Below are 17,625 nucleotides of genomic sequence, written 5' to 3'. Positions count from 1 at the left end.
AGCGGCGACTCAGGCGAGGATGCGCGCGTCCTTGAAGAGGCCGGGCCAGCGATGAGCGACGATTTCCTCCCTTATGGCCGCCAGTCAGTCGACCAGAGCGATCTCGACGCGCTCGCCCGCGCGCTCAATAGCGGGTTTCTGACCACCGGCCCAGAAATCCCGGCCCTTGAAGGCGAGTTCGCCAGCGCTGTCGGGGCGCCGCACGCTGTGGCGTGCAACTCCGCGACCGCCGCACTTCATCTGGCGCTGGCCGGGCTGGGGGTCGGGCCGGGCGATGTCTGCATCGTGCCGGCGGTCACGTTTCTGGCGACCGCGAACGCGGCGGTCTATTGCGGCGCAGACGTGGTCTTCGCCGACACCGATCCCGAGACCGGGCTTCTGACCGCCGACACGCTGAAAGACGCGCTTCACCGCGCCGGATCTCGCGCCCGCGCCGTGCTGCCAGTCCATCTCGCCGGCGCGCTGTGCGACATGGCGGCGATCGAACCGGTCGCCCGGGCGGCGGGGCTGAAGATCGTCGAGGACAGCTGCCATGCGCTGGGCACAGTGGGGCCGGACGGGCAGGCCGGCGCCTGCGCAAGGTCGGATGCGGCGACCTTCTCGTTTCACCCGGTCAAGACCATCGCGGCGGGAGAGGGAGGCATGGCGACGACCCGCGATCCGGCGCTGGCCGGCCGCATGGCGCGCATGCGCAGCCACGGCGTGGAGCGCGAGGCGGGGAATTTCTACCGCTTCGACGGCCGGGCCGAGCCCTGGGCCTATGAGATGCAGGATCTGGGCTGGAACTACCGCATCCCCGATCTAAACGCCGCGCTGGCCCGCTCCCAGCTCGCCCGCCTGCCGCAGTTCGCCGGGCGCCGCCGCAAGCTGACCGCGCTCTATCGCGAGGCGCTGGCGCCGCTCGCGCCGCTGGTGAAAGCGCCCGCCGTTCAGCCCGGCGTCGACGCCTGCCGGCATCTGATGAACGTCGCGATCGAGTTTGCAGAGGCCGGCGTGAGCCGTGCGGTCGTCATGGAGCGGCTGCGCGCGCGCGGGATCGGCAGCCAGGTCCACTACGTGCCGGTCTCCGACCAGCCCTTCTACGTCGCGCGGTATGGCGAGACCGATCTGCCCGGCGCGCGGGCGTATTACGAAAAGACCCTGTCCCTGCCGCTTTATCCGGACATGGAAGACGGTGACGTGGCGCGCGTCGCTGGTGCGCTGAAGTCGGCCCTGGGGCTCTAGTCGCGCGGCGCGTCGCCTTCGATCGCCGACCAGTCCAGCGGTTCGCCGAAGGCCAGATCCCGCGCCGCCTTGCGGCCCAGCACGGTCTCATAATGGCGGGGATGAAGGCCGTAGCCGGGACGCACCGAGCGCACGTTCTTCTCGCTCAGCGTCTCGCCCTTTTTGATGGGCGCGGTGACGTAGAGGCTGCGCCGGAGCTTGAGATACGCGCCTTCAGAGCCTGCGAGGTCATAGCGCACGCGGCCCAGAGCGGCGCGGGCGTTACGCGTGTCTTTGACCAGCCGTTTGAGCTCGTCGGGCTCCAGCGAGAAGGCCGAATCCGGCCCGCCGTCGGCGCGCTTCAGCGTGAAATGCTTTTCGATCAGCGCCGCGCCCAGCGCGGTGGCCGCCACCGCCGCCGCCGTGCCGGGCGTGTGATCGGACAGCCCGGCCGGTACCCCGAACGCTTCTCCGAGATGAACAAGGGTTCTGAGGTCGGCGTCGGCGAAATTCGCCGGATAGTCCGACACGCAGTGCAGAACGATCAGCTCCTTGCAGCCCGCCTCGCGCGCCGCGCGGACCGCTTCGGCGATCTCGCCGAGATTGGCCGTGCCGGTGGAGAGGATCATCGGCTTGCCCGTGCCCGCGCAGCGCCGGATCAGCGGCAGATCGACCACCTCGAAGCTCGCGATCTTGTAGGCGGGCGCGTCGAGCGACTGCAGGAGGTCGACCGCGCTATGGTCGAACGGGGCGGAGAACAGCGTGATCCCCACCTCGCGCGCGCGCTCGAACATGGCTGCGTGCCATTCGAACGGGGTCTGGGCCTCGCTGTAGAGATCGTGCAGCGTCCGGCCCGCCCAGCGGCCCTCCTCGAGCATGAATTCGGGCCGGTCGCAGTTCAGCGTGATCGTGTCGGGGGTGTAGGTCTGGATCTTCACCGCGTCCGCGCCGCAGTCCGCGGCGACCGCGATCATCTCGAGCGCGCGGTCGAGCGAGCCCAGATGATTGGCGCTCATCTCCGCGACGATATAGGGCGGCCGGCCCGGGCCGATCTCGCGGCCGTCGAGGGTCACTGTCGCGCTCATCATCGTTCCTCTCGCTCTCGCCGGGCCTGCCGGCCCAAGGCTTCGACTTCGCTCACCGGCGTGTCCCAGCCTGCGCTGAGTCTGCTCATCCAGACCGTCTTTTCAGCCGCCTTGCGCGGGCGGGGTCCGGGGGCGGGCTGGGCGCGCGGTGCGAGCCGTCCGGCGCGGATGTCCGGCCAGGCGGCGTTAAACAGGGATTCGACCTGCGTCCGGAGGACGGCATAGGTGCTGGCGAGCGTCATCGGGCCTGGCGAGAATTGCGCCTCGGCCTGGATCAGCACGGGGCCTGTGTCCACGCCCGCATCGATCAGATGCACGCTGACGCCCTTGGGCGTCGCGTCGAACCAGGACCAGAAATTGGGGTCCGCGCCGCGATTATGCGGCAGCAGTGAGATGTGCAGATTGACGATCCGGCCTGCATACCGCTCCAGCACCGCCCCGCGCAGGATCTTCCGCCAGCCGTAGACCACCAGGTGCTCCGCGCCGGCCGTTTGGGCCTGAGCGAGTACGTCGCCGTCCGGATCGGCGACCACCGCATCCTCGATCCCGAGCGCTTCGGGATAGGGAGAGAGAATGAGCGTCGTCACGCCGCCCGCGCTCCGTTCAGCAGCTGCTCGATCGCATCAGCCGCCCGCGCCGCGCCGTGACCGTCGCAGGCCGCCGACGCCGCCCGGCTCATCGCCTGACGCGCCTCTGCGTCCGAGGCGAGCGTCGTGAGCAGGGGCGCCAGTCTGGCGGCGAGATCCGGTCCGTCTTCGAGCGCGATCGCCGCGCCCTGACCGGCGATGCCGGCTGCGGCGCGGCGCTGGTTCTCGGCCAGAACGACGATCACGCCGGGCAGGCCGGTCACGCAGCGCTCCAGCGCGGACTGACCGCCCGCACCGACGGCGAGATCTGCCGCAGCGCAGCGGGCGGCCATGTCCGTCGCGTTAATCGTGACGGTGAGGCTCGGATCGGCTGCGGCCCGCGCCTCCAGCGCGTCGCGGCTGGGCGCATGCGCCCCGATTACGACGTCGATCAGCGTGTCCGGCAGAGCCCGCCTCACGCCCTCGACCGCGCGCGCTGTGACGCCGCCGACATCGCTGAGCCCCAGGCTGACCAGCACGCGGCGAACGTGGCCGCCTTCGGCCCGGCGTTCGAGCGCGGCGAAGCGTGCGGCGGCGAACTCAGGACGGATCAGCGCTTGCGCGGCGCCGGCGAGCACGGGCGTGCCGGGCGCGAGCAGGCCGTCATGGGCGTCCGGCCCGTCGGCGGGATTGGGATTGATCACCAGATCGGCGTCGAGCGGCCGGTTTGCGAGATCGTCGATGACGACAAGGCGCGGCGCGAGGCGGCGCGCGGCCGTCATTTCAGCGCGGTCCGCGTCATAGCGGTCCAGCACGAGAAGGTCCGCGCTCGTCCAGCTTTCAGGCAGGCGGGGCCGCTCGTCGCTCGTTCCGATCACGGCGTAGCCCGCCCCGGCCAGCGCCGGCGCGGTCTTTTCTGCGCCGTCATTGACGCAAAAGGCGATCTCCGCGCCGCGGCTCGCAAGTTCGTTCGCCAATGTCAGGCAGCGCATGACATGGCCCCCGCCGATCTCGGGGCCGGCGTCGCAGCGGAAGAGGACGCGCGGCGCGCCCATCGCCTAGCCGGCGAGCCGGGCCTGCAAAAGGCTCTGCAGTGCCCGCGCGTCGAGGCGTTCGGGATTGGTGTTCGAGGCGTAGGCGAAGCCTTCGGCCACGGGCAGTGCGCCGTCGGCGAGCCAGGCCTCGCGCACCCGCGCGTCATGGCCGGGCAGGATGACGTAGCGGTCGTCGATCTCCACGGTGGTGCGCGCGTCGTCCTCGGGCACCATCACCTCGTGCAGCTTCTCGCCGGGGCGGATGCCGACCACCTTGTGGGGTAGTTCCGGCGCGATGGAGCGGGCGAGATCGACCGTGGCCATGGAGGGGATTCTCGGCACGAACACTTCGCCGCCCTTTGCCATGCCCAGCGCGGAGAGCACGAAATTCACGCCCTGGGGCAGGGTGATCCAGAACCGGGTCATGCGCTCGTCGGTGATGGGCAGGTGATCGGCGCCTTCGGCGACGAGCTTCTTGAAGAACGGCACGACCGAACCGCGCGAGCCGACCACGTTGCCGTAGCGCACGACCGAGAAGACCGGTCCGTTCCCTCCGCCCATCGCCTGGGCGGCGGTGAAGATCTTGTCCGACGCCAGCTTCGAGGCGCCGTACAGATTGATCGGGCTCGCCGCCTTGTCGGTGGACAGGGCGACGACATGTTTCACCCCGCGCTTGATCGCCGCGCTGACCACGTTCTGCGCGCCTATGACGTTGGTCTTGATGCACTCGAACGGATTGTATTCCGCGATCGGCACGTGCTTGAGCGCGGCGGCGTGCACCACCACGTCGACCTCGCGCATCGCCATGTCCAGCCGCGCCTCGTCGCGTACGTCGCCGATGAAATAGCGCAGGCATTTGTGTACGGCCGGGTCGAAGCGCTGGGCCATCTCGTACTGCTTGAGCTCGTCGCGCGAGAAGATGATCAGCTTTTTCGGCTTGAACTCGCGCAGAACGGTCTCGGTGAAGCAGGTCCCGAACGAGCCGGTCCCGCCGGTCACCAGGATCGTCTTGCCGTCGAGATTCATGCGCCGGTCGGCGAAATCGCGCCCGATGAAGAGCTGGTCGACGGCGTCTGTGGCGGCTTTGGCCATGGCGGAGCCTCGCGGGCGATGATTCGAACTGGATTAACGATCCGCCGCCGCCGGTTAACGCCGCGTTAGGCGATGTAAACGAGGATCAGGGCGTTCGGTCTCGAGGGGGATGAGGCTATGACCAGCGCCGTGATCGTGCAGGCCCGGATGGGCTCGACCCGGCTTCCGGGCAAGGTGCTCGAAGATCTCGGCGCGAAGACCGCGCTGGCTCGCTGCCTCAATCGCTGCAAGACGATTCCCGGCGTCGACCTGGTGGTCTGCGCGATCCCCGACACCGCTGAAAACGATCCCGTCGCCGAAGAAGCCGCCGATAACGGCGTCATGGTCGTGCGCGGCGACGAGCACGACGTGCTCTCGCGCTACGCCAGGGCCGCCCGCGAGGCGGGCGCGGACACGGTGATGCGCATCACCTCCGACTGCCCCTTCATCGATCCGGTGCTCGCCGGCGGGGTTCTGTCGCTTCTGAAAGACAGCCGCGCGGACTACGCCAGCAACAACGCACCGGCGCTGTTTCCTCACGGGCTCGACTGCGAGGCGTTCTCCGCCGAGCTGCTTTTCGAGGCCGACCGCAAGGCCGCCGATCCGTTCGAGCGCGAGCACGTCACGCCCTGGATCCGCAATCATCCCCGGCTGTCCCACGTCAATCTGCGCGGTCCGGGCGGCGGGCTGGAGCGGCTGAGATGGACGCTCGACAAGCCTGAAGACCTCGCCTTCTTCCGCGCCGTGTTCGAGGCGATGGGCGAGCGCGCGGCAACCGCCGGCGCTGCCGAGCTCGCAGGGCTGTGCCTCAGGCGCCCGGACATCGTGGCGATCAACGCAGGCCAGTGCGACGCCGCCCGGCTTTCGGCGGATTATCCCGCCACCCGGCAGACCCGGCCCGTGCCGCTGGGCCTCGCCGCGTAGCGCTTCGTTCACCGCGTTTCCTAACGATTTGTTTTCTCCGGCCGGGGTATCGATTCGGCTTGGCTCGGCGTGGTGCGTCACGCCGGGATAAGGACGCGGAGCGATGGTGTTCTCGGTCGATCTTCTGGGCGCCTGGTACGGCGCGCGCGCGGCGCAGAGTCTGGCTCTGAACTCCGCGCGCACGGCTGCGCCCGTCCAGACCGCGAGCGGCGCACAGCGCTCCTCGGACGTGCTGCCGCCCTGGGATCCGCGCGGCGAGATCGTCGCGCTGGAAACCCTGCGCCGCGACGTGCTGGCCGACGGCCGATTCTTCGACTCCCGGCTCAGCGCCTTTTCCGATCTCGACGTCAGCGAAGACGAGAAGAAGCTGTTCGCCCTGCATCAGGGGATCCGCAAGCTTCAGGCGCTGTCGAGCGCGGCGGGCGAGAAGACCGCCAGCGACACCGATCGGGCGTTCTGGAGCCGCCGCTTCACCGAAGGCCTGGCCCAGCTCGACAGCTTCTTCGAAGGTCTGGACCTTGAAGGCGTCAGCGTGGTCAAGGGCGAGGACCTCGCCAAGGCCGAGAGCGCGCTCGCCATCAAGCGCGGGGAATCCCGCTATGTCGGCGGCGCGATCCACGAGGGCGCGTTCGACGCCGAGGTCGCCGGGCTGACCGGCGATGTGCGTTTCACGATCTCGGTGCGCAAGAACGGCGTCGACACGCCGATCGCCGTCGATCTCGCCGACATGGGCGCGACGCCGCGAACGCTCGACAATGTCGCCGCCCATGTGAACACGCAGCTCGAAGCGGCCGGCATGATCAGCCGGATCGAGCGGGTGAAGATCGGCACGCCCGACGAGAACGGCGTGATCGCCGGAAACAGCTGGGGCTTCGAGATCAAGGGCGTGCTGACCGAGAAGGTCAGCTTCACCGAAACCGCAGGCGCTCCGGCGGTCTGGACCGCCGGGGTCTCCGGCGCGGACGAGACCGCAGGCGGCCAGCTGGTGCGCTGGACCGATCTGGCCTCGGGCGGAAGCTTTGATTTCGCCCGCCGCATCGAGGCCGACCCCACCGTCACCGAGACCACGACAGAGGACGGGGAGACCAAGACCAGCACGACCTCCAACCCGCTCACCGTGGTGGCCACCGCGCGCGGCGCGGACGGCGCGATCTACGTGGTCGGACGTACGAATTCGGCGGTGGACGGTCAGGCGATCAAGGGCGAGCAGGACCTGGTCCTGCAGCGCTGGGACTCCACGGGCAAGAAGATCTGGACCCGCACGCTGGGCGCGGCGGGCTCGGCGGAGGGCGCGTCGGTCGCTGTCGACGCCAGCGGAAACGTCATCGTCGCCGGTTCGGTCACAGGCGCGCTGGGCGAGACCACTGCGCTGGGCGGGTCTGACTCTCTGGTGGTGAAATACACCGCCGAGGGCGTCGAGCAGTGGGCGCGGCGCTTCGGCGGGACCGCGGACGATCGCGCGAACGCCGTCTCGGTGGGCGCGGACGGCACGGTCTACGTCTCCGGCGAAGCGAAATCGGCGATCGGCGGGGTTCAGAGCCAGGGCGGCACGGACGGCTATGTCCGCGCCATCGCCGCCGACGGCACGACGCTTTACACCCGCGCCGCCGAGGCGGGCGCAGGGACCGAACGCGTGCGCGCGACCACGATGGCTGCCGACGGCGGTCTGATCGTCGCCAGCGAAGTGGACGGCCGGGCGGTGATCACGAAATACGCCGCCGGAGACGACGGGACCGGCGCGCCGGTCTGGCGCCGCGATCTCGGGTCGCTCGACGGCGGGCGAATCGGCGGGGTCGCGGCGGATGCGGACGGCGGCGTCTACCTTTCAGGGTCCGCCGGCGCGGCTTTCGCCTCGGGTGCGGTCGTCGCCGCCAATCAGGGCGGGCGCGATGCCTTCCTCGTGCGCCTGGCCGACACCGGCGCTGTAGACGGGACGGAATATACGAGCTTTCTGGGCACGGCCGACGAAGACGCGGCGAGTTCGGTCGCGGTCTCGAACGGCAAGGTGTATCTGGCCGGCAAGACGACCGGCGCACTGCCCGGCGGCACGCTCGACGGCGCGCGCAACGCGTTTGCGGCCGGGTTCGACGCGCTGACCGGGGCGCGCGAATGGAGCCGGCAGATCTCGGGCCGCGGCGGGCTGGCTGAAGCCGCAGGCGTGGTGGTCGATCCCACCGGCGACGGCGCGCTTTCTAAAATGGGTTTCCCCTCGCGCTCGGTCGTCTATTCCGACACCCGTGTGATCACCGCGCGCTCCTCGGTGCGCGAGGGCGATTTCTTCTATGTCTCGGTCGACGGGGGGCGGAAGAAAAAGATCGAGATCGCCGCCAACGAGACCATGCGCTCTCTGAGCTTCAAGCTGAACGCCGCGCTGGTGCTGGACGGCACCGCCGACGTGCGCCGCTCGAAAGACGGCGACATGCTGCGGATCACGCCCAAGGAAGGCGTCACCATCACGCTTTCGCGCGGCTCGGAAGGCCGCGACGCCCTGCAAGGGCTGGGACTTCCCGAGGGCACGGTCCGCGGCAAGCCCTCGCTGCTGGACGGCGGCGATACGACGGCCGATGCGCCGAAAGTCTTCGCGCTGGAACTGCCCGCGCGCCTGTCCATTCTCGATCGCGACGCCGCTCTGGCGGCGACCGAGGCGCTGACCGAGGCCCAGTCGAAGATCCAGCGCGCCTATCGCGAGCTGACGATCGACCCGGCGCTGAAAGCGCTGCTGGACGGTCCCCAGGCGGGCAAGCGCGGCGGGACGGTTCCCGCCTATCTCTCCGCCCAAGTCGCGAACTATCAGGCCGGCCTTCAGAGACTTCTGGGCGGCGGCGGCGGAAGCTCGACGCTCGGCCTGTTTTAGGCGAAACGCACCAGGAACCGCTTGGCCTTGCCGACCGAGACGATGGCCGCGCCTGCGCCGGCCTTGTGCTCGCGCAGATCGGCCTGTTCGTCCTGCAGTTTCTGACCGTTGACCGCGACCGCGTTCTGCTTGAGCAGCCGGCGCGCCTCGCCCTTGGAGGCGCAGGCGGGCGCATCCCCGGCGACCAGCGCGTCGATGAGCGGCAGGGGCTCGGCCTCCGTCGCGTTCACCGTCGGGACTGCGCGCGCGATCATCGAGACAAGGCCGTCGGTCATCGTCTCGGCCCGACCGCGGAAGATCACCGCGCTCGCCTCCTCGGCCAGCGCGGCCTGATCGGCGCCGTGCACGCGCGCGGTGAGCAATTCCGCCAGCGCTTTCTGGGGCCGGCGCTCATGGGCGGGCGCGGCTTTCAGCGCTTCGAGTGCTTCAAGGTCGATGTCGGTCAGCCAGGCCAGGAAGCGCGGCGCGTCGGCGTCCGCGCTGTTGAGCCAGAACTGGTAGAACTCGTAGGGGCTGGTCAGGTCGGGATCGAGCCAGACCGCGCCCTTTTCCGACTTGCCGTACTTCTTGCCCTCGGAATTGGTCAGCAGCGGGTAGGTCAGGGCGTGACCCTGCACGCCTTCCATCCGCCGCAGGAGATCGACCCCGCCGACGATATTGCCCCACTGGTCCGAGCCGCCCATCTGGATCATGCAGCCATGGTCGCGGTGCAGGTGCACGAAGTCGAAGCCCTGCAGGAGCTGGTAGGAGAACTCGGTGAAGCTGATGCCCTGTTCGCGGTTCTCGATGCGGTTCTTCACCGAGTCCTTCTGCAGCATCGCGTTGACCGAGAAGTGCTTGCCGACCTCGCGCAGGAAGCCGATCACGTCCATGTCGCGATACCAGTCGGCGTTGTTCACGAAGATCGGCGCCGGGCCGTCGGTGGCGGCGAACAACGCCTCGAACTGCCTGCGCTGGCTGTCGATATTGGCCTGCACCGTCGCCTCGGCCTGCAGCGAGCGCTCGGTGTCCTTGCCCGACGGGTCCCCGATCAGCCCGGTCGCCCCGCCCAGCAGCACGATCACCTGTCCGCCGCGCCGTCGGTATCGGTCCATGCCCAGAAGCGGGATGAGATTTCCGGCATGAAGGCTCGCCGCGCTGGGATCGAACCCGACATAAAGCGGCGGGCGATCCTTTTCGATCAGATCGTCGGTCAGCTCGGGGGTCTTCTGATTGAGAAGGCCGCGGGCTTCGAGATCTTCAAGAAAGGGCGTCGCGGTCGGGTCGGCGAGTATCAGGCTCATGGCGGGCTCGGCGCATAAGGAAAACGAAGCGTGGGCTTACCGGCGCCGAAGAGGCTTTGCAACGCCGTGCCGTCAGGCGGCCTCCGAACCGTCCACCACACGCACCGAGGCCGGACCAGCGTCCGCCGGACGCGGGCTGAGCCTGATCTCCACATCCTGACCCAATGCGGTGAGCAGGCTGAGGAGACGCTCCACCGAGAAACCCTTGAAACGCCCGCGCAGCAGGTTGGAGAGGTCGGGTTGCGCAACCCCGGTCATCCGCGCTGCGGCCGTCTGGGTGATTGCACGCTCGTCCATGACAGCCTTCAGCCTGACGACCAGCTCCGCTTTCAGCGCGTGCTCCTCCGGGTTCTCGACGCCCAGAGCGGCAAACACGTTGTCGGCGCGCGTGATGGATTGATCCGTCATTTTCCTTCCACCTCCGACTGATGATGCGCTTCGGCCAGTTTCAGACGCGACCGCACCACATCCATGTCACGCTTCGGCGTTTCGGCGCCCCGTTTCGACTTCTTCTTGAAGGCGTGGAGCACGTAGACGGCGTCTGCGAAGCGCACGGTGAACACGGCGCGATACGCGTCGCCGTCATGGGACTCCACGATCTCGAGCACGCCGGCGCCGCCGAAGCCTTTAAGCGCCTTCCTGCTTGCGCCTCGAACAGGGCGAACCCCGCCGCTTGCCTGACCTCCTCAGGAAAGGCGGAGATGTCGTCCCGCGCCGACCCGACAAAGAAGCAAGGCTTGAGCTTCATGCCAGCGTTATAGCAAAACGACTATAATCTGTCGAGGCGCGCTAAGCCCCCGCCTGCTCTCTTGGGTCGATCGCGTCTCCGCCCGGCCCGGCGATGAACAGGGTGCGGGTGGGATAGGCGAAGTCCACGCCCTCCTTGGCGAAGCGGCGCATGATCGCCAGGCCCGCTTCCTGGCGCTTGTCCATGAAGGTGACGTAGTCGGGCGCCTCGACCCAGAACACGATCTCGAAATTCAGCGAGCTGTCGCCGAAGCCGGAGAAGTGCGCCCGGTCGAAGGTGAGGGTCTCGATCTTTTCGAAGTCCTCCCGGATCCAGCGCGGGATCGCCTCGATCACGTCCGCCGGGGTCTGGTAGAGCACCCCGATGTTCATCACGAAGCGCCGGCGCATCAGGCGCTGGAAGTTGTGCACGCGCTCGCTGATCAGATCGGTGTTGGACACCGAGATCTGCTCGCCCGACAGCGAGCGTATGCGCGTGGTGCGCAGGCCGATCTCCTCCACCGTGCCCGAGATCGTCCCGAACACGACGAAGTCGCCTTTCTTGAAGGGCTTGTCGAACAGGATCGAAAGCGAGGCGAAGAGGTCGGAGAATATGCCCTGGGCGGCCAGACCGATGGCGATGCCGCCCACGCCGAGACCGGCGATGAGGGCGGTGACCTGGACCCCGGCGGTGTCCAGAAGCACGATGATGGTGAGGATCCAGATCGCGCCGATGATCAGCCATTTCAGCACGCTCACCGCGTTTGAGAGATCAGAGCCCCCCGCGCCTGATCGTGCGGCCTTGCGCTGCAGAAGGCTGACCGCGATCTCCTGGGCCAGCGCGCTGACCTGCAGGACCGCGGCGACGACGACCAGCCATCGCGTCACCTCGGTGAACACGCCCGGCACGTCGTAGAGCCGCATCGCGATATAGACCGCGACGACCAGCAGGAAGAGCGAATTGATCTTGCCCACCGCCCGGCCGACGATCGCGGGAAAGGCGGTCTCGTCCTTGTGGCCGACCCGCTTGAGCACCGCGTGCAGGATCATCCGCACGGCCAGCATGATCAGATAGGCGCCTACGGCCACGCCCGCGGCGGTGAGGGCGATCTCTTCGTTGGCCTGCACCCAGTCCACCAGATCGCGCCAGCCTTCGCCCAGACGCGACACGCCGCGCGTCACCGTCTCGGTGATCTCCTCGTCGGTGACCGGCGGTTCGCCGGGCTGGTTGGGCTGCTCCTGGACCATGAACGCTCCCTCTTCCATCTGCTCGCGCTGGCCTAACGTAGCGGCGCGGCGAAAGTTCTTCGAGCGGTGATGGCGCGCCGGGCCGCCGCGCGCTTCAACCGGCTACGAAGCCTGCTAGTCTGCTCGTTCTGGCGTCGAGGAGGGGGACTTCATGCGCGAACCGGTGGCGATCACGGCTGTTCAGGCGATGGGCACGGAGAACCCCGCCTTCGTCGAGGCGAGCTGGTTCATGCCGGCCTCGGGCAGGACCGGCGCGGAGGCGTTCGCCGCGCGGCGCGTGCCGGGCGCGGTGTTCTTCGACATCGACCAGGTGTGTGATCCCACGTCGGGACTGCCGCACATGGCGCCGGGCTCGGCGCGGTTTGCGCGCTGGCTGTCGGAAAACGGGCTCACCGGGAACGAGCGCTTCATCGTCTACGACCAGAATGGCTACGCCGCCTCGGCGCGGGTCTGGTGGACGCTTCGCCGGTTCGGTTGCGACGCGCGCATTCTCGACGGCGGGCTGGACGCCTGGCGCAAGGCGGGCGGGGCGATCGAGAGCGGCGAGGCGAAGGCGCGGCCGGTCTCCTTCGAGCGCCCGATCCGGCTCGTCCGCGACGACGCGGTGACGTCCGAGGACGTGCTCTGGCATGTGAACCGGCGCGACGCGCTGATCGTCGATGCGCGCTCGAAGGGCCGGTTCGAGGGAACCGAGCCCGAGCCGCGCGCGGGCCTCGCCTCGGGGCGCATTCCCGGCTCGATCAACCTGCCCTTTCAGCAGGTGATCGGGGCCGACGGCAGACTGCTCGCCGAAGACGGGCTGGCGAAAATTCTGCCCCGGACCGATCGAGAGCGCCGGATCATCACCACCTGCGGGTCGGGCGTGACCGCCGCGATCCTCTACGCCGCCTTCATCCGCGGCGGGTTCCGTGACGTGCGGCTCTATGACGGCAGCTGGGCGGACTGGGGCGCGCGCGAGGACCTGCCGGTGGAGACCGGGCCGGTGCGGTGATCGGGGCTTCCCCCCGGCGCAAAGCGCGCTAGCTTGGCGGCGAACGGTGTTCACCTCGAACGACGAAACAGGGGAGGGGCTCTTGGCGGGTCTGGACATTCTCAAGGGTCGGCTGAGCGTGCCGGTGATCGGCGCGCCGCTTTTCATCATCTCCAACCCCAAGCTGGTCATCGCCCAGTGCAAGGCCGGCGTGGTGGGAAGCTTCCCGGCGCTGAACGCCCGGCCGCAGAGCCAGCTCGACGAATGGCTCGACGAGATCACCTCCGAGCTCGACAGCTACAACAAGGCCAATCCCGACAAACCCGCCGCGCCGTTCGCGGTGAACCAGATCGTGCACCGGTCCAACGACCGGCTGGAGGCCGACCTCGCCACCTGCGAGAAATACAAGGTGCCGCTGGTGATCACCTCGCTGGGCGCGCGCGAGGAGCTCAACCAGGCCGTCCATGCCTGGGGCGGCAAGACCCTGCACGACGTCATCAACATCAAGTTCGCCCGCAAGGCGCTTGAAAAGGGCGCGGACGGCCTGATCCCGGTGTGCGCGGGCGCGGGCGGTCACGCCGGGGAGCTGTCGCCCTTCGCGCTGATCGCGGAGATCCGGGAGTTCTTCGACGGGCCGATCGCGCTTTCAGGCTCGATCTCGACCGGCGGCGGCGTGCTGGCGGCCCAGGCCATGGGCGCGGACTACGCCTATATCGGCTCGGCCTTCATCGCCACCGACGAGGCGCGCGCCACCGAGGCCTACAAGCAGGGCGTGGTGAAGGGCCGGGCCGAAGACATCGTCTACACCAACCTCTTCACCGGGGTGCACGGCAACTATCTGCGCGAAAGCATCGCCAGCGCCGGGCTCGATCCCGACAACCTGCCTGAATCAGATCCCAGCGCGATGAATTTCGGCTCGGGCGGCAATTCCGACGCCAAGGCCTGGAAAGACATCTGGGGCTGCGGCCAGGGCATCGGCTCGATCACCAAGGTCCAGGGCGCAGGCGCGTATGTCAGCCAGCTCGCCGCAGAATACGAGGCGGCGAAGAAGCGGGTGATGGGTTAAGCTTGGCCCATAGCGCGAACGAAAAAAAGCCCCGACCGATCAGCCGGGGCTTTTTCACGACGCCGAGGCTGCGCCGCCCCCTACATCACCGTGAGCCAGTCGGGCTTCACGTAAGGAAGTCCCAGATCGTCGGCGACTTCCTGGTAGGTGATCTCGCCGTTCGCGACGTTGAGGCCGCGGGCGAGATGGACGTCGTCGTTGAGCGCGCGCTGCACGCCCTTGTCGGCCAGGGCCAGGGTGAAGGGCAGGGTGGCGTTGGTCAGCGCCAGGGTCGAGGTGCGCGCCACAGCGCCGGGCATGTTCGCCACGCAATAATGCACGATGCCGTCGACCACGAAGGTCGGGTCCTGGTGGGTGGTGGCTTTGGAGGTTTCGAAGCAGCCGCCCTGGTCGATGGCGATGTCCACCAGCACCGCGCCTTCCTTCATCGTGCCCAGCATCTCGCGGGTGACGAGCTTGGGCGCGGCCGCGCCGGGGATCAGCACCGCGCCGATCACCAGATCGGCCTCGGCGATCTCCTCGGCGATCGCGCCTTCGGTGGAGTAGCGGGTCTTCACCGCGCCGCGGAAGAACTGGTCGATCTCGGCGAGCTTGGGCAGGGAGCGGTCAAGGATCGTCACGTCCGCGCGCAGGCCCAGCGCCATCTCAGCGGCGTGGCTGCCCGACACCCCGGCGCCCAGGATCACCACCTTGCCCGGCGTCACGCCCGGCACGCCGCCCAGCAGCACGCCGCGGCCGCCGGCGGCCTTGTGAAGCGCGGTCGCGCCGACCTGCACGCTCAGACGGCCGGCGACTTCCGACATCGGGCGCAGCAGGGGCAGGCGGCCGGTGCGGTCGGTCACGGTCTCGTAGGCGATCGCGATGCAGCCTGACTTGCGCAGGCCCGCGGCCTGCTCGGGATCGGGCGCGAGGTGCAGGAAGGTGAACAGCGTCTGGTCGGGGCGCAGCATGGCGGTTTCGCTGGGCTGGGGCTCCTTGACCTTCACGATCAGCTCGCCGGCCTCGAACACGGCCTTCGCGTCGGGCAGGATCTCTGCGCCGGCGGCGACGTATTCCTCGTCGGTGAAGCCTGCGCCCAGGCCGGCGCCCTGCTGCACCACGACCGAATGGCCGTGCGCGACGAGCTCGCGCGCGCCGTTCGGGGTGAGGCCGACACGGTATTCGTGGTTCTTGATCTCGGTGGGTACGCCGACGCGCATGGAGCTCTCCCCGATGGCCGGGCGGCGAGGCCGCCTCTGGTCTGAAATTGCGCAGAAATTACTTGGCGCGCCGGGTCTGCGGCAAGGCACTTTTGCGACGCGCAATCCTGTTGCGCAAAGCCGCGAATAAATCGAAGAATGGTGCGCCATGACCCAGGCGCCGCGCCTCGTCACGCCGCCGTATTCGAAGGATCGCCCTCATGACGTTCGACGCCATCGACGCCCGCCTGCTCGAAACCCTGCAGGCGGACGCGCGAATCTCGAACGCCGAGCTGGCCGAGGCGGTGGGGCTGTCGGCTTCGGCCTGCCACAGGCGGGTGAAGGCGCTGGAGGCGGCCGGTGTCATCGCGGGCTATGTCGCGCTTCTGGACGCCGACCGGGTGGGCCGGGGCCTGACCGTGTTCGTACTCGTCACCTTGCAGAACCAGCGCCGCGAGACGCTGGAGGCGTTCGAGACCGCCGTCGCCGAGATCGAGGAGGTGATGGAGTGCCGGCTGACCACCGGGGCGGAAGATTATCTTCTCCGCCTTCAGGTGCGCGACGCGCGCGATTACGAGCGCGTGCACCGCGAACGGCTGAGCGGGCTGCCCGGCGTGGCGCGCCTCGTCTCCAACATCGCGATGCGGACCGTGTTCACCCGCACGGCGATCCCGGTTCAGGCCGGCTCCGGGCTGCGGGGCAGGGGCGTTGCGGAATAGGCGTCGTGCACGTCGCGCATCCAGTCGGCGATCTTCGCTTCCTCCACGCCGGCATAGCGCAGAAGCGCGGCGGCGAAGTCGAGCCCCTCGGGGCGGGAGCGGTTGAGGACGGCGGTCATGCCGAGCGCGCGGTGCCTGTCGGCTTCCGCCTGGGTGTCGACCAGCACGAAGCGCGCGAGATCGGGATAGGTCTCACGCACATAGTCGGTGACCTCGCGGCTGATCTCGTAGCGCGATTTCGCCAGCGCCAGCGCGCGGGCCCTGGTGGCGCCGACCGCGTCCATCAGGCGCACGTCGCTGGGATCGCCGAAGCTGACGTCGTAGCCGTCGCTGCTCGCGGCCATGAAGCGGTCCGCGTCTGAGTCGATCGCCACGTAGGGCACGCCGAACTTCGCCAGCCCGTCCACCGCCATCCGGCCTGACGGCGTCATCGCGAACACCAGGATCGGCCGGTCGTCGCCTGAAGGCGCGGACGGCGCAGGGCGGTTTCGCGCCGCGAGCCTGCGGGCGAGTTTCAGCCCCAGTCCCGTCCAGAGCGGGGTGAGCGCAAGGCTGGCGGCGCTGGCGGCGACGAGCGCGCCTGCTGTCTCAGCGCCCAGCGCGGCGGAAACGTTTGGAAGCGCCAGCAGCACCAGCCCGAACTCAGAGCCCTGCGCGGTCAGGAAGGCGAGCTGGGTCGCGCCGGGCCGGCTCCACCCCGCCAGAAGCGCGGCGATGAAGCCCAGCACGGTCTTGCCGATCATCAGGGCGGCGAGCGCTGCGGCGATCAGGAGCGCCTGATCGATCAGAAGCTGCGGGTCGAGGCTCATCCCCACGGTGATGAAGAAGAACCCCAGAAGCAGTGCCCCGAAGGGCCGGGCTTCGGACTTCACCACCGTGCGGAAGGGCGTCTGCGCCACGATCACGCCGGCCAGGAACGCGCCCAGCGTCAGCGACAGGCCGAGCGCGCCGGTGGCTGCAGCGGTGGCGAGCACGAGGAAGAGCGCGGCTGCGGTGAAGATCTCCGGGCTGCCGGTGCGCGCGAGCGTCTGAAGCGCGGGCCGGGCGGCGTAGCGGCCGATCAGGAGCGCCGCGCCCGCGGCGAGCGCAGCCTTGGCGGCGGCGAGCCCGAGCCCTGCCAGCAGCCCGCCTTCGCCGCCCAGCGAAACCGCGTAGACGAGCAGGAAAATGCCCGCCACGTCCTGAAAGACCAGAAGCGCCGTGCCCGACCGGCCCAGCGGACACGTGGCGAGCCCGCGCTCGGCGAGGGTGGCGGTGACCACCGCGGTGGCGGAGATGCCCGCGCCCAGCCCGACCAGGATCGCCAGCGGCAGGTCGAGGCCCAGCGCGTATGCGCCCGCGGCGAAACCGGCGCCGCAAACGGTCATCTGCAGCGGGCCGAGCACGACGAGGTCGCGGCCCGAGTCCCGGATCGTGCGCATGGAAAAGCCCAGCCCGATCTCGAACAGCAGGAACACCACGCCGAGCTGGGCGAGCAGGGCGGTCGTGTCGTTCAGAGGCGCCAGGCCCAGCGCGTTCGGACCGATGACCAGGCCCGCTGCGATAAACATCACGATGGGCGAGGTGTTCACTGAGCGCGCAGCAAGAATACAGATAAGTCCGACGCCGAGGAGCGTCACCGCAGGCAGGACGGCGAGGGCTTCGGTCATTCGGGATGTCCCTCCTTTGGTTCGAACTTCGCAAGCCGTCCGCCCGGCT

Annotated in this window: 15 protein-coding genes and 1 pseudogene; 6 read left to right on the top strand and 10 right to left on the bottom strand. The window is 68.9% G+C overall.

Translation table 11 applies throughout. The features are described 5' to 3' along the window. Positions 1–51: 51 nt before the first annotated feature. Complete coding sequence (gene pseC / locus ABL308_00810) at positions 52–1,224, top strand: UDP-4-amino-4,6-dideoxy-N-acetyl-beta-L-altrosamine transaminase (GenBank protein XBQ16432.1); 1,173 nt, start codon at positions 52–54, stop codon at positions 1,222–1,224. On the opposite strand, the gene pseI is transcribed toward pseC, so the two are convergent. From pseI to pseB, 4 genes are read right to left on the bottom strand one after another with little or no spacing between them, the layout of a single operon-like run. Next, on the bottom strand, positions 1,221–2,291 hold the full coding sequence (pseI, locus tag ABL308_00805; protein XBQ16431.1) for a pseudaminic acid synthase: 1,071 nt from the start codon (positions 2,289–2,291) through the stop codon (positions 1,221–1,223). The genes pseC and pseI overlap by 4 nt on opposite strands. Then, complete coding sequence (locus tag ABL308_00800; GenBank protein XBQ16430.1) at positions 2,288–2,875, bottom strand: formyltransferase family protein; 588 nt, start codon at positions 2,873–2,875, stop codon at positions 2,288–2,290. Before ABL308_00800 ends, pseI begins: the two co-directional genes overlap by 4 nt. Continuing rightward, on the bottom strand, positions 2,872–3,909 hold the full coding sequence (gene pseG / locus ABL308_00795) for a UDP-2,4-diacetamido-2,4,6-trideoxy-beta-L-altropyranose hydrolase (protein XBQ16429.1): 1,038 nt from the start codon (positions 3,907–3,909) through the stop codon (positions 2,872–2,874). The genes ABL308_00800 and pseG overlap by 4 nt, the downstream gene beginning before the upstream one ends. A gap of 3 nt (positions 3,910–3,912) precedes the next feature. Then, positions 3,913–4,914, bottom strand: a complete 1,002-nt coding sequence (pseB, locus tag ABL308_00790; GenBank protein XBQ17692.1) for a UDP-N-acetylglucosamine 4,6-dehydratase (inverting) — start codon at positions 4,912–4,914, stop codon at positions 3,913–3,915. Between the two features lie 183 nt (positions 4,915–5,097). On the opposite strand from pseB, the gene ABL308_00785 reads away from it, so the two are divergent. Both ABL308_00785 and ABL308_00780 read left to right on the top strand, forming a co-directional pair. Continuing rightward, positions 5,098–5,883: a glycosyltransferase family protein gene (locus tag ABL308_00785; GenBank protein XBQ16428.1), complete on the top strand. Its 786-nt coding sequence runs from the start codon at positions 5,098–5,100 to the stop codon at positions 5,881–5,883. A gap of 103 nt (positions 5,884–5,986) precedes the next feature. Further along, positions 5,987–8,737, top strand: coding sequence for a hypothetical protein (locus ABL308_00780; protein XBQ16427.1), 2,751 nt, complete (start codon positions 5,987–5,989; stop codon positions 8,735–8,737). Here ABL308_00780 and tyrS read toward each other — a convergent pair. From tyrS to ABL308_00760, 4 genes and pseudogenes are all read right to left on the bottom strand, one after another. After that, positions 8,734–10,020: a tyrosine--tRNA ligase gene (gene tyrS / locus ABL308_00775; protein ID XBQ16426.1), complete on the bottom strand. Its 1,287-nt coding sequence runs from the start codon at positions 10,018–10,020 to the stop codon at positions 8,734–8,736. The two genes, ABL308_00780 and tyrS, sit on opposite strands and share 4 nt — an antisense overlap. A gap of 72 nt (positions 10,021–10,092) precedes the next feature. Further along, positions 10,093–10,428, bottom strand: a complete 336-nt coding sequence (locus ABL308_00770) for a helix-turn-helix transcriptional regulator (GenBank protein ID XBQ16425.1) — start codon at positions 10,426–10,428, stop codon at positions 10,093–10,095. Next, positions 10,425–10,768, bottom strand: a pseudogene (locus ABL308_00765) (type II toxin-antitoxin system RelE/ParE family toxin). Before ABL308_00765 ends, ABL308_00770 begins: the two are co-directional and overlap by 4 nt. A 41-nt stretch (positions 10,769–10,809) precedes the next feature. Next, positions 10,810–11,994, bottom strand: a complete 1,185-nt coding sequence (locus ABL308_00760; GenBank protein XBQ16424.1) for a mechanosensitive ion channel family protein — start codon at positions 11,992–11,994, stop codon at positions 10,810–10,812. 151 nt (positions 11,995–12,145) lie between these two features. Between ABL308_00760 and ABL308_00755 the strand changes: the two genes are divergently transcribed. Beyond that, positions 12,146–12,985 carry a sulfurtransferase gene (locus tag ABL308_00755; protein XBQ16423.1) on the top strand — a complete coding sequence of 280 codons (840 nt, stop codon included), beginning with the start codon at positions 12,146–12,148 and terminating at the stop codon, positions 12,983–12,985. 82 nt (positions 12,986–13,067) lie between these two features. Next, the gene (locus tag ABL308_00750) at positions 13,068–14,030 is read left to right on the top strand and encodes a nitronate monooxygenase family protein (GenBank protein XBQ16422.1); all 963 of its coding nucleotides are present in this window, start codon (positions 13,068–13,070) and stop codon (positions 14,028–14,030) included. 80 nt (positions 14,031–14,110) lie between these two features. Here ABL308_00750 and ald read toward each other — a convergent pair whose 3' ends face one another. Next, positions 14,111–15,229 (bottom strand): alanine dehydrogenase, encoded by a 1,119-nt coding sequence (gene ald, locus ABL308_00745; protein ID XBQ16421.1) that lies wholly within the window; start codon positions 15,227–15,229, stop codon positions 14,111–14,113. 200 nt (positions 15,230–15,429) lie between these two features. Between ald and ABL308_00740 the strand changes: the two genes are divergently transcribed. After that, entirely contained in the window at positions 15,430–15,927 is a 498-nt protein-coding gene (locus ABL308_00740; GenBank protein ID XBQ16420.1) for an Lrp/AsnC family transcriptional regulator, read from the top strand. Here ABL308_00740 and ABL308_00735 read toward each other — a convergent pair. Further along, on the bottom strand, positions 15,885–17,576 hold the full coding sequence (locus tag ABL308_00735; protein XBQ16419.1) for a cation:proton antiporter: 1,692 nt from the start codon (positions 17,574–17,576) through the stop codon (positions 15,885–15,887). The two genes, ABL308_00740 and ABL308_00735, sit on opposite strands and share 43 nt — an antisense overlap. Positions 17,577–17,625: the final 49 nt, after the last annotated feature.

Source organism: Oceanicaulis sp. (assembly GCA_040112665.1).
GTDB lineage: Bacteria > Pseudomonadota > Alphaproteobacteria > Caulobacterales > Maricaulaceae > Oceanicaulis.
Note: the sequence above shows the minus strand (reverse complement) of the source record. Positions and strands in the feature narration are given on the sequence as shown.

What these genes read in the sequence shown, in the direction of transcription:
- pseC (XBQ16432.1), top strand. Translation starts at nt 52, where the DNA reads ATGAGCGACGATTTCCTCCCTTATGGCCGCCAGTCAGTCGACCAGAGC.
- pseI (XBQ16431.1), bottom strand. Translation starts at nt 2,291, where the DNA reads ATGATGAGCGCGACAGTGACCCTCGACGGCCGCGAGATCGGCCCGGGC.
- pseG (XBQ16429.1), bottom strand. Translation starts at nt 3,909, where the DNA reads ATGGGCGCGCCGCGCGTCCTCTTCCGCTGCGACGCCGGCCCCGAGATC.
- pseB (XBQ17692.1), bottom strand. Translation starts at nt 4,914, where the DNA reads ATGAATCTCGACGGCAAGACGATCCTGGTGACCGGCGGGACCGGCTCG.
- ABL308_00785 (XBQ16428.1), top strand. Translation starts at nt 5,098, where the DNA reads ATGACCAGCGCCGTGATCGTGCAGGCCCGGATGGGCTCGACCCGGCTT.
- ABL308_00780 (XBQ16427.1), top strand. Translation starts at nt 5,987, where the DNA reads ATGGTGTTCTCGGTCGATCTTCTGGGCGCCTGGTACGGCGCGCGCGCG.
- tyrS (XBQ16426.1), bottom strand. Translation starts at nt 10,020, where the DNA reads ATGAGCCTGATACTCGCCGACCCGACCGCGACGCCCTTTCTTGAAGAT.
- ABL308_00770 (XBQ16425.1), bottom strand. Translation starts at nt 10,428, where the DNA reads ATGACGGATCAATCCATCACGCGCGCCGACAACGTGTTTGCCGCTCTG.
- ABL308_00760 (XBQ16424.1), bottom strand. Translation starts at nt 11,994, where the DNA reads ATGGTCCAGGAGCAGCCCAACCAGCCCGGCGAACCGCCGGTCACCGAC.
- ABL308_00755 (XBQ16423.1), top strand. Translation starts at nt 12,146, where the DNA reads ATGCGCGAACCGGTGGCGATCACGGCTGTTCAGGCGATGGGCACGGAG.
- ald (XBQ16421.1), bottom strand. Translation starts at nt 15,229, where the DNA reads ATGCGCGTCGGCGTACCCACCGAGATCAAGAACCACGAATACCGTGTC.
- ABL308_00740 (XBQ16420.1), top strand. Translation starts at nt 15,430, where the DNA reads ATGACGTTCGACGCCATCGACGCCCGCCTGCTCGAAACCCTGCAGGCG.
- ABL308_00735 (XBQ16419.1), bottom strand. Translation starts at nt 17,576, where the DNA reads ATGACCGAAGCCCTCGCCGTCCTGCCTGCGGTGACGCTCCTCGGCGTC.